Annotated in this window: 15 protein-coding genes; 9 read left to right on the forward strand and 6 right to left on the reverse strand. The window is 70.4% G+C overall.

Translation table 11 applies throughout. The annotated features are described in order from the left end of the window. Positions 1-49: 49 nt before the first annotated feature. From JNO54_RS05925 to JNO54_RS05940, 4 genes are read right to left on the reverse strand one after another with little or no spacing between them, the layout of a single operon-like run. Positions 50-1,195 carry an Mrp/NBP35 family ATP-binding protein gene (locus JNO54_RS05925; protein WP_204143062.1) on the reverse strand — a complete coding sequence of 382 codons (1,146 nt, stop codon included), beginning with the start codon at positions 1,193-1,195 and terminating at the stop codon, positions 50-52. Between the two features lie 60 nt (positions 1,196-1,255). After that, positions 1,256-1,795 (reverse strand): DUF1003 domain-containing protein, encoded by a 540-nt coding sequence (locus tag JNO54_RS05930; RefSeq protein ID WP_204143063.1) that lies wholly within the window; start codon positions 1,793-1,795, stop codon positions 1,256-1,258. Continuing rightward, positions 1,788-3,056, reverse strand: a complete 1,269-nt coding sequence (locus JNO54_RS05935; RefSeq protein WP_204143064.1) for a magnesium transporter MgtE N-terminal domain-containing protein — start codon at positions 3,054-3,056, stop codon at positions 1,788-1,790. Before JNO54_RS05935 ends, JNO54_RS05930 begins: the two co-directional genes overlap by 8 nt. Before the next feature lie 28 nt (positions 3,057-3,084). Beyond that, positions 3,085-3,597, reverse strand: coding sequence for a hypothetical protein (locus JNO54_RS05940; RefSeq protein ID WP_204143065.1), 513 nt, complete (start codon positions 3,595-3,597; stop codon positions 3,085-3,087). Between the two features lie 112 nt (positions 3,598-3,709). Between JNO54_RS05940 and JNO54_RS05945 the strand changes: the two genes are divergently transcribed. From JNO54_RS05945 to JNO54_RS14440, 4 genes are all read left to right on the forward strand, one after another. After that, the gene (locus JNO54_RS05945) at positions 3,710-4,798 is read left to right on the forward strand and encodes an HpcH/HpaI aldolase/citrate lyase family protein (protein WP_204143066.1); all 1,089 of its coding nucleotides are present in this window, start codon (positions 3,710-3,712) and stop codon (positions 4,796-4,798) included. Between the two features lie 3 nt (positions 4,799-4,801). Beyond that, positions 4,802-5,668, forward strand: coding sequence for an HpcH/HpaI aldolase/citrate lyase family protein (locus JNO54_RS05950; RefSeq protein WP_204143067.1), 867 nt, complete (start codon positions 4,802-4,804; stop codon positions 5,666-5,668). Positions 5,669-5,794: 126 nt separating this feature from the next. Continuing rightward, positions 5,795-6,511, forward strand: coding sequence for a L,D-transpeptidase family protein (locus JNO54_RS05955; protein WP_204143068.1), 717 nt, complete (start codon positions 5,795-5,797; stop codon positions 6,509-6,511). Between the two features lie 149 nt (positions 6,512-6,660). Further along, positions 6,661-6,861, forward strand: coding sequence for a L,D-transpeptidase (locus tag JNO54_RS14440; protein WP_233703194.1), 201 nt, complete (start codon positions 6,661-6,663; stop codon positions 6,859-6,861). A 137-nt stretch (positions 6,862-6,998) separates the two neighbouring features. Here JNO54_RS14440 and JNO54_RS05965 read toward each other — a convergent pair whose 3' ends face one another. Next, the gene (locus JNO54_RS05965; RefSeq protein WP_204143069.1) at positions 6,999-7,874 is read right to left on the reverse strand and encodes a serine protein kinase RIO; all 876 of its coding nucleotides are present in this window, start codon (positions 7,872-7,874) and stop codon (positions 6,999-7,001) included. Positions 7,875-8,101: 227 nt separating this feature from the next. Here JNO54_RS05965 and JNO54_RS05970 point away from each other — a divergent pair, with 227 nt between their 5' ends. From JNO54_RS05970 to JNO54_RS05980, 3 genes are all read left to right on the forward strand, one after another. Beyond that, positions 8,102-8,254, forward strand: coding sequence for a hypothetical protein (locus JNO54_RS05970; protein WP_204143070.1), 153 nt, complete (start codon positions 8,102-8,104; stop codon positions 8,252-8,254). Further along, positions 8,251-8,640, forward strand: coding sequence for a hypothetical protein (locus JNO54_RS05975; RefSeq protein ID WP_204143071.1), 390 nt, complete (start codon positions 8,251-8,253; stop codon positions 8,638-8,640). The genes JNO54_RS05970 and JNO54_RS05975 overlap by 4 nt, the downstream gene beginning before the upstream one ends. A 393-nt stretch (positions 8,641-9,033) precedes the next feature. After that, positions 9,034-9,438, forward strand: a complete 405-nt coding sequence (locus JNO54_RS05980) for a type II toxin-antitoxin system VapC family toxin (RefSeq protein ID WP_204143072.1) — start codon at positions 9,034-9,036, stop codon at positions 9,436-9,438. A 43-nt stretch (positions 9,439-9,481) separates the two neighbouring features. On the opposite strand, the gene JNO54_RS05985 is transcribed toward JNO54_RS05980, so the two are convergent. Beyond that, entirely contained in the window at positions 9,482-9,760 is a 279-nt protein-coding gene (locus JNO54_RS05985) for a hypothetical protein (RefSeq protein WP_204143073.1), read from the reverse strand. Between the two features lie 248 nt (positions 9,761-10,008). On the opposite strand from JNO54_RS05985, the gene JNO54_RS05990 reads away from it, so the two are divergent. After that, positions 10,009-11,208 (forward strand): acyl-CoA dehydrogenase family protein, encoded by a 1,200-nt coding sequence (locus JNO54_RS05990; RefSeq protein ID WP_204143074.1) that lies wholly within the window; start codon positions 10,009-10,011, stop codon positions 11,206-11,208. 90 nt (positions 11,209-11,298) lie between these two features. Further along, positions 11,299-11,886 (forward strand): YflT domain-containing protein, encoded by a 588-nt coding sequence (locus tag JNO54_RS05995; RefSeq protein WP_204143075.1) that lies wholly within the window; start codon positions 11,299-11,301, stop codon positions 11,884-11,886. The last annotated feature ends 14 nt before the right edge of the window (positions 11,887-11,900 follow it).

Genomic DNA, 11,900 nt, shown 5'->3' on the forward strand with positions numbered 1-11,900 from the left:
CCTCGAGGCTCGTCGCAGAGCCCCGTGCACCTCAAGGAGCAGGTCGCGCCTAGCGGTTGCTCGGGCTGAGCCCCAGCGAGCGGCCGGCGAGGCCGCGCGAGCGGCTGGCCAACCCCTTCGCGATGCCCCGGAGGGCCACCGCGGCCGGGCTGTCCGGCCGGCCGAGGACCACGGGGGTGCCCTCGTCGGCGCCCTCGCGCAGGGTGACGTCGAGCGGGATCTGGCCGAGCAGCGGCACGGGGGCGCCGATCGTGCGGGTCAGGCTGTCCGCGACCGACTGACCGCCACCCGAGCCGAAGATCTCCTGGCGCGTGCCGTCGGGCAGCTCGAGCCAGGACATGTTCTCGATGACGCCGACGATGCGCTGGTGCGTCTGCGCGGCGATCGACCCGGCCCGCTCGGCGACCTCGGCGGCCGCCTGCTGCGGGGTGGTCACGACGAGGATCTCGCTCGTCGGGATGAGCTGGGCGATCGAGATCGCGATGTCGCCCGTGCCCGGCGGCAGGTCGAGCAGGAGGATGTCGAGGTCGCCCCAGAAGACGTCGGCGAGGAACTGCTGCAGCGCCCGGTGGAGCATGGGGCCGCGCCACACGACGGGCTGGTTGCCGGGGACGAACATGCCGATCGAGATGACCTTCACCTCGTGCGCGACGGGCGGCAGGATCATGTCGTCGACCTGCGTCGGCTGGTGGGTCACGCCGAGCATGCGGGGGATGGAGAAGCCGTAGATGTCGGCGTCGACGACCCCGACCTTGAGCCCCTGCTCGGAGAGCGCGGCGGCGAGGTTGGCGGTCACCGATGACTTGCCGACGCCGCCCTTGCCGGAGGCGATGGCGTAGACGCGGGTCAGCGACCCGGGCTTGGCGAAGGGGACCTCGCGCTCGGCCTGCCCGCCACGGAGCATCGTCTTGAGGTCGGCGCGCTGCTCGTCGGACATCACGCCGAGGGTCACGCGGGCCTCGGTGACGCCCTCGATGCCGCGCAGCGCCTTCTCCGTGTCGGTCGTCAGGGTGTCCTTCATCGGGCACCCCGAGACGGTGAGCAGGATCGTCGCGTGGGCGCGGCCCGCCTCGTCGACCTCGGCGGACTCGACCATGCCGAGCTCGGTGATGGGCTTGCGGATCTCGGGGTCGATGACGGTGCTCAACGCCTCGCGGAGCATCTCGTCGGTGATCGTGGGGTGGGTCGAAGCCATTGGGCCATCGTAGGTCGCCCGGCTGGGTACCCCGTCATCGGGCGGGGCGCAGGGGTGAGCTCACCCCTTCGGGTCGTCGAGGGTCTCCTGCTGCTCGCGGAGGCGGACCTCGAGGCCCTTCTCCTCCATCTCCTCGAGCAGCGAGCGCAGCTCGCTGCGGACGAAGTCGCGCGTCGCGGCGTCACGCAGCGCGATCCGCAGGGCCGCGACCTCGCGGGTCAGGTACTCGGTGTCGGCGAGGGCCCGCTCGGCCTGCACCCGGTCCTGCTCGAGCGCCACCCGGTCACGGTCGTCCTGGCGGTTCTGCGCGAGGAGGATCAGGGGCGCCGCGTAGGACGCCTGGAGCGAGAGGATGAGCGTGAGCAGGGTGTAGTTCAGAGCGCGCGGGTCGAACTGCGCGCCCTCGGGGACGAAGGTGTTCCACGCGAGCCACACGGCGACGAAGATCGTCATCCAGATGAGGAAGCGCGGCGTGCCCATGAAGCGCGCGAACTTCTCCGACAGCACGCCGAAGGCCTCGCTCGACATGCTCGACGGTCGCCGGATGAGTCGGCGGCGCAGCTCCCGCGGCTGGTCGACGCGCGGGGTCCGGTCACTCATCGGTCACCTCGTAGCGGTCGTCACGCCAGTCCTCCGGGAGGATGTGGTCGAGGACGTCGTCGACGGTGATCGCGCCGAGCAGGCGCTGCTGCTCGTCGACGACAGGCACCGAGATGAGGTTGTACGTCGCGAGCGTGCGGGTCACCTGGCCGAGCGGGGCGTCGACCCGCAACGGCTCGACACCGGTGTCGAGGAAGGACCCGACGGAGGCGTGCGGGGGCTCGCGGAGCAGCCGCTGGATGTGGATCATCCCGAGGTACTTGCCGGTCGGGGTCTCGTGCGGAGGGCGGCAGATGTAGACGGTCGAGGCGAGTGCGGCGCCGACCTCCTCGCGGCGCACGACGGCCAGCGCCTCGGCGACGGAGCTCTCCGGGCCGAGGATGACCGGCTCGGTCGTCATGAGACCGCCCGCGGTGTTCTCGTCGTAGGAGAGCAGGCGGCGCAGCGGCTCGGCGTCGTCGGGCTGCATGAGCTGGAGCAGGGTCTCGGCACGCTCGGGCGTGAGCGCCGAGAGCAGGTCGGCGGCGTCGTCGGGGTCCATCGCCTCGAGGACGTCGGCGGCGCGCGACTGCTTGAGGGTCTCGATGATCTCGGACTGGTCGTCCTCGTCGAGCTCCTGGAGCATGTCCGCGAGCCGCTCGTCGTCGAGGGCCGCGATCACCTCGGCGCGCCGCTTGGGAGCCAGGTCGGTGACGACCTCGGCGAGGTCGGCGGGCTTGGCGTCCTCGAACTGCTCGAGGAAGCGCACCGCGGACTGGTCGGCGTCGGTGCTGTGCAGACCCGCGACGTCCTCGAAGGGGACGGTGAAGGTCTCCCCGCGGCGTCGGGTGAGCAGGCCACGGGTGGCCTTGCGGCCGCTGCGGACGAAGACCCGGGTGACCATCCAGTCGCGGTTGGTGGCCTGCTCGACGCCGATGTCCTCGACGGTCGCCTCGACGGGGCCGTCGTCGCCCTTGACCGTCACCTGGCGCTCGAGCAGCTCGGCGAGGACGAGGGTCTCGTTGGCGCGCTGCTCGAAGCGGCGCATGTTGACCAGGCCGGTCGTGATGACCTGGCCGCCCTCGACGGAGGTCACGCGGGTCATCGGGACGAAGACGCGCCGCGGGCCGGGCACCTCGACGACGAGCCCGATGACGCGGGGGCGCCGACCGGTGCTGAAGGTGACGACGACGTCGCGGACCCGGCCGACCTGGTCGCCGAGGGGGTCGAAGACGTTGAGGCTCGCCAGCCGGGCGACGTAGAAACGGGACGGAGCACTCACCCGTCCAACACTAGTGCCGCCTGCGGGCTCAGCGGCGACGCCTGCCCCGCCCGCCGAGGTGCCAGGGCCGGCGGACCGTGGTCGCCCCGGGGGAGGGGCGGACCGGTCCGGCGACGAGGTCGGTGGGAGCGTCCGCGGCCGGCGACTCCAGCGGCTGGCCGAAGGGGGTGAGCAGCCAGATCGTCGCGTCGTCACGCCACCGGGCGGCCGTGCCCGCAGCCGCGTTGAGGCGCTCGGAGAGGGCCAGGTCGGCGGCGGCGCCCCAGCGCTCGTCGTCGGTCGGGATCGCCTCGGTGCGGGCCTGGAGGACGAGCAGGCGACGGCCGTCTCCCTTCGAGCGGAGGACGAGGTGGACGGTCTCGGGGAGGGTGCCGAGGTCCGGCTCGCCGCCCCCGCTCACGACGACGACGGTGCCGGTCGGCAGCGCGTGGTCCTCTCCCGGGACGGCGAACCAGCACAGCCGGTCACGGTCGGGCGTGCGGACCCAGAGCAGGTCGGACTTCGCGAGCGCCTCGCTCATCACCGCGCTGATGTTGACCACGTCCTCACCCTAGGGCCGTCCGGGTGTCGTGCGTCATAACGCCCGCGGCGCCGCCGCTGATACGTTCGCCGCGACCCCAGCACGCCCCCTTCGCCCAAGGACGCCATCACCTATGCGCAGCGCCAAGGACTTCTTCTCCCCCCTCGCCGTCGGAGCGCCGGCCCCGGTCCGTGAGGTCCCCGCCCGGCCCAGCCGGATGATCCACTTCTTCGACCCCAGCAACGAGAAGATGGCGGCGAAGATCCCGGACATGGTCGGCACGGCCGACGTCCTCCTCGGCAACCTCGAGGACGCCGTCAAGGCGGACAAGAAGGAGGCCGCGCGCGAGGGCCTGGTGACGATCGCCAAGGCGACCGACTTCGGCGAGCACACCCAGCTGTGGACCCGGGTCAACGCGCTCGACAGCCCGTGGGTCCTCGACGACCTCACGACCCTCGTCCCGGAGATCGGCGACAAGCTCGACGTCATCATGGTCCCCAAGGTCCAGGGTCCCGAGGACATCCACTACGTCGACCGGCTGCTCGCCCAGCTCGAGGCGAAGGCCGGCCTGACCCGCCCGATCCTCGTCCACGCGATCCTCGAGACCGCGCGCGGCGTCGCCAACGTCGAGGCGATCTGCGGGGCCAGCCCGCGGATGCAGGGGATCAGCCTCGGCCCGGCCGACCTCGCGGCGGACCGCCGGATGAAGACGACCCGCGTCGGCGGCGGCCACCCCGGATACCTCGTGCGCCAGGACCCGGTGCGCGGCGCGGACGGCGTGCCGGACTACCAGGGGCAGCGGACCTCCTACCAGCAGGACCTGTGGCACTACACGATCGCGCGCATGGTCGACGCCTGCGCGATGCACGGGATCTTCCCGTACTACGGCCCCTTCGGCGACATCAAGGACACCGTCGCGTGCGAGGACCAGTTCCGCAACGCCTTCCTGCTCGGCTGCGTCGGCACGTGGAGCCTGCACCCCGTGCAGATCGACATCGCCAAGAAGGTCTTCAGCCCCTCGGCCGAGGACGTCGCGCACGCCCGCCGCGTCAAGGAGGCCATGGGCGACGGCACCGGCGCCGTGATGCTCGACGGCAAGATGGAGGACGACGCGAGCCTCAAGCAGTGCCTCGTGATCCTCGAGCTCGCCGAGCGGCTCTCCGCCAACGACCCGGAGCTCGCCGAGCTCTACGCCGAGACCTCCGAGACGCAGGAGGCCTGAGCCATGAGCGAGACCTACACCCCCCGCCGCTCCGTCCTCTACATGCCGAGCTCGAACGCTCGCGCGCTGGAGAAGGCCAAGACGCTGCCCGTCGACGCGCTCATCCTCGACCTCGAGGACGCGGTCGGCCCGGACGACAAGCCTGCCGCCCGCGAGGCGGCGTGCGCCGCGGTCGCCTCCGGCGAGTACGGCGACCGGGAGCTGACGATCCGGATCAACGGCATCGGCACCCAGTGGCACGACGAGGACCTCGTGGCCGCCGCGAAGGCCGGCCCTGCCGGGATCGTCGTGCCCAAGGTCAGCACCGCCGAGGAGGTCCGCTCGCTCGTCGCGGCGATGGAGGCCGCCGGTGCCCCCGAGCACACGAAGCTCTGGGCGATGATCGAGACGCCGACCGCGATCTTCGAGGTCCGCGACATCGCCCGCGCCTCCGACCGGCTCGCCGTCTTCGTCATGGGCACCAACGACCTTGTCAAGGAGCTCCAGGCCGACCACGTCCCCGGGCGCGGTCCGCTGCAGACCGCGCTCTCGCTCTCGCTGCTCGCCGCCCGGGAGGCCGGGATCGCGATCCTCGACGGCGTCTACAACAACGTCAAGGACGCCGAGGGCTTCGCCGCCGAGTGCACCCAGGGCCGTGACATGGGCTTCGACGGCAAGACCCTCATCCACCCCGGCCAGGTCGAGGTCTGCAACGAGACCTTCGCGCCGAGCGCCGCGGCGGTCGAGGAGGCCGAGGGCATCCTCGAGGCGTGGGAGGCCGGCGCGGGCAAGGGCGTCGTCACCTACAACGGCAAGATGATCGAGAACCTCCACGTCGACATCGCCCGCCGGGTCCTCGACACGCACCGGGCGATCGTCGCCAGGTCGTGACCGGAGCACCGCCGCCCACCTGGCAGAATTCTCCATAGTTCCTGACAACCGATCGGCGACGAGCGGCGTCCAGGAGATGGACAGGCGGGCCGCAGGGGGCTCGTCGCGATGAAAGGGCAGCAAGCGATGAGCACCTACCAGCCCCGCCACGCGTTGGCAGACGCAGCGACGTCACCCCAGCGACGGCTCCTCGTGCGCGGTGGCCTGGCCACCGCCGTCACGGTGGGCGCAGGGGGCCTCGGCGCCCTGGCACCGACCGCCGCCTCGGCGGCCGTCCGGCCGACGCTCAAGGTCGGCAGCCGCGGCACACACGTCAAGAACCTCCAGGTCAAGCTGCGCCAGATGGGCTACTGGCACTCCGGCAGCGACGGTGTCTACGGCCAGAGCACCCAGCAGGCCGTCATGGCCGTGCAGAAGGTGTACGGCCTCAAGCGCGATGGCGTCTGCGGCGCGGGCACCTGGCGGGTCATCGACCGGCTCGCCCGGGCCAAGGCGCGCACGACGAGCGGCACGATCATCGAGGTCGACCTCAAGCGCCAGCTGCTGATCTTCGTCGTCAGCGGCAAGGTCCGCTGGGTCTTCAACACGAGCACCGGCACCTCCCGCACCCCCACGCCCCGGGGCCGGTGGCGCATCGAGCGCCAGATCAACGGCATGCGCTACGCGCCGCTCGGCAACCTCTGGCGTCCGAAGTACTGGTGGCGCGGTTACGCGATCCACGGCTCCACCTCTATCCCGGGGTACCCGGCGAGCCACGGGTGCGCCCGCGTGAGCAACGCCGGCATGAACTACATCTGGAGCGCCGGCCTGGCGCCCATCGGCCGCCGGATCTGGGTCTACTGACACCCAGGCTCTCCGAGCATCACAGGCAGGTCACAGACCGGCCGGCGGGACAACCGCCGGCCGGTCTCGTCCGTCGTCAGGGGTGGCGGCGCCGCAGGGGGTGTCGCCACCACGTTCGCCGAGAGGCGGCGACGCAGGGGAGCAGGGTCATGGGACGCGAGGGCAGCGGGACCGGTCGGCCCGGGACGGCGAAGGGGGTCGCGCGCCTGGTGGCGGCGTCGGTCCTGGTGAGCATGCTGGCCGCCTGCCACCCCGCCTCGCACGGCTGCGCGCGGGTGAGCAACGCGGCGATGGACCTCATCTGGGCCGAGGGGCTCATGCCGCAGGGGTCGACGGTCGTCGTGCGCTGAGCACTCCTCAGATCCAAATTTCCCCAGGCTTCTGTCAGACGCTCAGGAATGTTCGCGGGCGGATTGTCAGGAGCCTCGGCGGATCTGGAGCCGGGCGGGGCGAAGGGGTGAGGCGCCTGGCCGTCGGCCGAAGGGTGTCAGCCGCCGGCAGCGAGGGCGGCGCAGTCGCCGAAGAGCGTCTCGACGTCGACTCCGAGACCACGCCGCTCGAACCACGCGCACATCGTGCGCACGTCCCGCTCGAGGAGCTCGAAACCCTGCGGGTTGCCGACGATGTCGATGATTTGCGGCCAGTCGATGATGACGAGCTCGTCGTCGCGGACGAGGACGTTGTAGGGCGAGAGGTCGCCGTGCGTCCAGCCCGTCTCGGCCAGGTCGAGCAGGGTCGTGCGCAGCTGCTCGAAGAGGTCGGCGAGCAGGTCGGCGTCGGGACGGAGCTGGACGAGCCGGGGCGCGGCGGCGCCCTCCTCGGCGACGACCTCCATGAGCAGCTCGGTCTCGTCGAGCTGGACGGGATAGGGCACCGGCAGTCCCCGCGACCACAGCTCCGCGAGGGCGTTGAACTCGGCGATCGCCCACTGCCCGGCGATCATCTGCCGGCCGAAGTCGGTGCGCCGCTGCATCGCCCGCATCTCGCGGCTCTTGCGGACGCGCCGACCCTCGAGGTACCCGGCGTCGCGGTGGAAGAGGCGGTGCTCGGAGCTGCGGTAGCGCTTCGCGGCGAGCAGGCACTCATGGTCGGTCCCCGGCACCCAGCGCCGCACGAGGTGGACGTCGGCCTCCTTGCCGGTCTTGAGCACACCGAGGTCGGACTCGACGGCGCCGAGGTCGGTGACGACCCAGTCCGGCCGCGGCTCCGGGCCGTGCGTCGCGTGGTCCCACGCGGACCAGCGCTCGCCCTCAGGGGGACCGTCGCGTGCGTCGCTCAGGGCGAAGGGGCCGTCCTGGGCCGGGCGGGACGGGTCTCGAAGGGGGCGGTCCGTCGCCGGGAGGTGGAGCGGTTGGTGTGCCATCCCGGTCAGGGTCGCGCCGGGTGCCACGACGCGGCAACCGGTTTTCACCCCTTCGCCCCTGGCTGGACGGCTCTTCGCCGAGGTGGTGGAGGAGCTCGACAAGCGACCCCGCGAGGCCCTCGCCGAGCTCGGCGCGCCGCCGCTCGCGTCATTTGGCTACGCTTCGGTGCCCGCCGCGGCCCGCCAGCTCATCGCCTACAGCGTGTACCGCTGGGAGGTCACCGCCCGTGACCACGACCATCCTGGCCCTCATCGCCGTCTGCCTGCTGGTCGACGTGCTCAGCATCGCCGTGCGCTCCTCACTTCGTCGACCGGGTATTTTGTGGGTCTCGTGCTGCCCGTACGCGAGACTGGTGGCCTGGCTCGAGGAGGGATCGTGAGTACGGACGGGGGCTTTGTCGCCATCCCTGGCATGGACCGAGCAGCCCAGGTGGCGTGGATGCAGTCGCTGCGGTCCAAGGCTTCGACCATCGAGCTGGTCTTCCACGACGGCGATGTCGATCACCCGCTGACCAAGCAACTGGCGTGGCTGTCCCCCACCCGACAGGAGGGGGTCGGGGCGCGTCCGGGCTACCCGCGACCGCAGCCGACCGCCGTGCTGCACCGTTACCCCTACGACCGGGGCATCCTTCGCGCGCTGAACGAGGTCGGCGGCCTCTTCGACTACGTGTCAGCACCCACCGGTGACACCGTCAGATTACCGAACTGGGGAATGTCGATGTCACCTTCCTCGACCATCGCGACGCGGTTCTCGGATCGACGGTGACTCACGAGGGACTCATCCTGTCGCCGGTCGAGGCCGCCAGAAGAGCGTGACGACACGTCTTTCAGCGGGTCATGAGGTTGAGACAAGTGCCAGCTCGGGCGATTGATGAGGAGACGCTTCCAGCGCGGGCCTCTCGGACGGCCACGAGGGGATCGGCGTGTGCAACTCAACGCTGTCAGAACCACTGCACAGGTTCGGACGTCCCGGAGAGCACCCACGCCGTGTTGCGGCAACGGGCTGCCGCCGCGCACCAGTCGCTGCAGGAGTACCCGCGATCCCGGCTGATCGCTGAGGCCAGCCAGCCCACGTTAGAGGAGGTCCTGGACCGGGCCGGCGGCCGTTCGGGCGGGTCGGTCTCGCTGGCCGATGCCATCAAGACCGTGCAGGGGGATCGTGCTCGTCGTTGACGCCAGCGTCCTCGCAGTCGCCTTGGCCGACGACGGTCCCGACGGCGATGCCGCTCGCGCCCGCCTTCGAGGTGAGACGCTGGCCGCGCCAGAGCCGATCGACCTCGAGGTCGCCTCGGTGCTGCGCCGCCAGAACCGCTTGGGGACGCTCGACAACCGCCGTGCCGAGTTGGCCCTGACCGATCTGGCGGCACTGCCGATGCACCGCGCCGCGCACCTGACGCTGCTGCGCCGATGCTGGGAGCTTCGAGACAACCTGACCACCTACGACGCCGCATACGTCGCACTGGCCGAAGCGCTTGACGCGGCACTGCTAACCGGCGACCGCAGGCTCGCCCAAGCGGCCGGCCCAACCTGCACCATCGTGCTGCTCAAGACTCCCCGCCACTGAGCCACGCGCAACTGCCCCTAGCAGGGAGTTTGCGGAGATCAAGTCAGGCGACCTTGTCAGCGTATCGCTGGTGGGCGGCTTCGCCGCTTGTGCCGACAAACGCCCCGATCGCTGGCCAAGGCATCCCCGAGGTGCGGGCGGCCCGGATCGCGTCGATGACGCGCTGTTTGGCCGCGGAGCGTTCGTGGACCGCCTCGCGCAGTAGCGCCACGGCTTGGGCGTCCTGCTCGTCGCCGGGCATCGGCTGGTAGTCCTCGAAGCGAGCGGCGAGCTCGTCGGCGTGCTTGCGGATCTCGTCAACAGTTCTAGGTATCTGGCTCACCCCTTCGCCGGAACCGTCCAGATCCGCTGAGGCTCCTGACGCTCCGCCCGCGAACATTCACGAGCCTCTGACAGAAACCTGGGAAAATTCGGATCTGCGGGACCGGGGTGTCGGGGGACGGATGCGGGGCGGGTAGCGGTGGGACGTGGTGGATCACACTGCGAGAGGGGCTGCCGGGGGATGCGGGCTGCGAGGGATACTGACGGCAGCACCCCCCCCGAACCCGACGCAGAGGTGGCGATCTACGCATGTCCCGACTCCAGACGACCGACGGCCTGACCGAGGAGCAGGGCGAGCTGCTCAAGCTCGTCAAGGAGTTCGTCGACGAGCAGATCATCCCGGTCGCGCAGGAGCTCGAGCACAAGGACGAGTACCCCCAGCAGATCGTCGACCAGATGAAGGAGATGGGGATCTTCGGCCTGATGATCCCCGAGGAGTTCGGCGGGCTCGGCGAGTCCCTCCTGACCTACGCGCTCTGCGTCGAGGAGATCGCCCGCGGCTGGATGCCCGTCTCCGGCATCATCAACACCCACTTCATCGTCGCCTACATGATCCTCAAGCACGGCACCGAGGAGCAGAAGCAGCACTACCTGCCGAAGATGGCGACGGGCGAGATCCGTGGCGCCTTCTCGATGTCCGAGCCGGGCCTCGGCTCCGACGTCGCCGGCATCAAGACCAAGGCGGTCAAGGGCGAGGGCGACGACTGGACCATCACCGGCCAGAAGATGTGGCTGACCAACGGCTCCACGGCCAACCTCGTCGCGGTGCTCGTGAAGACCGACCTCGGCCATGACACCGCACACAAGAACATGACGACCTTCCTCATCGACAAGACCGAGGGCTTCGGCGAGACCGCCCAGGGCATCACGGTCCCCGGCAAGATCGAGAAGATGGGCTACAAGGGCGTCGACACGACCGAGCTCATCCTCGAGGGCCACCAGACGACCTCCGCGAAGATCCTCGGTGGTGAGCCGGGCAAGGGCTTCTACCAGATGATGGACGGCGTCGAGGTAGGCCGCGTCAACGTCGCTGCCCGCGCGTGCGGCCTCGCGATGCGCGCCTTCGAGCTCGGCATCGCCTACGCCCAGCAGCGCGAGACCTTCGGCAAGAAGATCGTCGACCACCAGGCGATCCTCTTCCGCATCGCCGACATGGCAGCCAAGGTCGAGGCCGCGCACCAGCTCATGGTCAAGGCCGCCAAGCTCAAGGACAAGGGCGAGCGCAACGACCTCGAGGCCGGCATCGCCAAGTACATGGCCGCCGAGTACTGTGCGGACGTCGTGGGCCAGTCCTTCCGCATCCACGGCGGCTTCGGCTACTCCAAGGAGTACGAGATCGAGCGCCTCTACCGCGAGGCCCCGATGCTGCTCATCGGTGAGGGCACCGCCGAGATCCAGAAGATGATCATCGGCAAGTCGATCCTCAAGGACTACAAGCTCAAGGGCTGAACCCCCTCGGCTGACCGGCCCCGGACCCCCAGGGTCCGGGGCCGTCGGACGTCTCAGGGTCGTGCCAGGGCGGGGTGAGATCATGGGGGCATGTCGCAGCCTGGCCTCAACCCCGCCCAGCAACGGGCCTTCGACCTCGAGTTCCCCCAGTCCCTCGGGACGTACGACACCTACGCCGAGGCGCAGAAGGCGGTCGACTTCCTCGCCGACCGTGAGTTCCCGGTGGAGAACGTCATGCTCGTCGGGACCGACCTCAAGCAGGTCGAGCGGGTCACCGGCCGCCTGACCTCGGGCCGGGTGATGCTCGGCGGGCTCCTCTCGGGTGTCTGGATCGGTGTCTTCGTCGGCCTGGTCTTCGCGATGTTCGAAGGGGGTGAGGGTCTGCTCCCGCGGATGCTCTCGACGGTCCTCATCGGTGCCGTCTTCGGCCTCGTGTGGGCATGGATCGGGTACAAGGCGGCGGGTGGGAAGCGCGACTTCACGTCGGTGAGCCAGGTCCTCGCGACGCGCTACGAGCTGCTCGTCGAGCACCGCAACGCGCAGCAGGCGCGTGAGCTGCTCGCCGAGCACGACCCGATGCGCGCGGCCATCGAGCGCGCCCGGATCATGCGTGAGGACGCCGACCGCGCCGCGGCCGCCGAGGCCGCGCGTCGTCCCCCCTCGCCTCCTGCCGTGTGAGTAGCGTCGGGGCC

Origin of the sequence: Janibacter endophyticus, assembly GCF_016888335.1 — a bacterium.
GTDB lineage: Bacteria > Actinomycetota > Actinomycetes > Actinomycetales > Dermatophilaceae > Marihabitans > Marihabitans endophyticum.

Excerpts from the sequence above, each read along its gene's own strand:
- JNO54_RS05965 (WP_204143069.1), bottom strand. The coding sequence starts at position 7,874 with ATGGCACACCAACCGCTCCACCTCCCGGCGACGGACCGCCCCCTTCGA.
- JNO54_RS14440 (WP_233703194.1), top strand. The coding sequence starts at position 6,661 with ATGGGACGCGAGGGCAGCGGGACCGGTCGGCCCGGGACGGCGAAGGGG.
- JNO54_RS05990 (WP_204143074.1), top strand. The coding sequence starts at position 10,009 with ATGTCCCGACTCCAGACGACCGACGGCCTGACCGAGGAGCAGGGCGAG.
- JNO54_RS05930 (WP_204143063.1), bottom strand. The coding sequence starts at position 1,795 with ATGAGTGACCGGACCCCGCGCGTCGACCAGCCGCGGGAGCTGCGCCGC.
- JNO54_RS05995 (WP_204143075.1), top strand. The coding sequence starts at position 11,299 with ATGTCGCAGCCTGGCCTCAACCCCGCCCAGCAACGGGCCTTCGACCTC.
- JNO54_RS05925 (WP_204143062.1), bottom strand. The coding sequence starts at position 1,195 with ATGGCTTCGACCCACCCCACGATCACCGACGAGATGCTCCGCGAGGCG.
- JNO54_RS05945 (WP_204143066.1), top strand. The coding sequence starts at position 3,710 with ATGCGCAGCGCCAAGGACTTCTTCTCCCCCCTCGCCGTCGGAGCGCCG.
- JNO54_RS05950 (WP_204143067.1), top strand. The coding sequence starts at position 4,802 with ATGAGCGAGACCTACACCCCCCGCCGCTCCGTCCTCTACATGCCGAGC.
- JNO54_RS05955 (WP_204143068.1), top strand. The coding sequence starts at position 5,795 with ATGAGCACCTACCAGCCCCGCCACGCGTTGGCAGACGCAGCGACGTCA.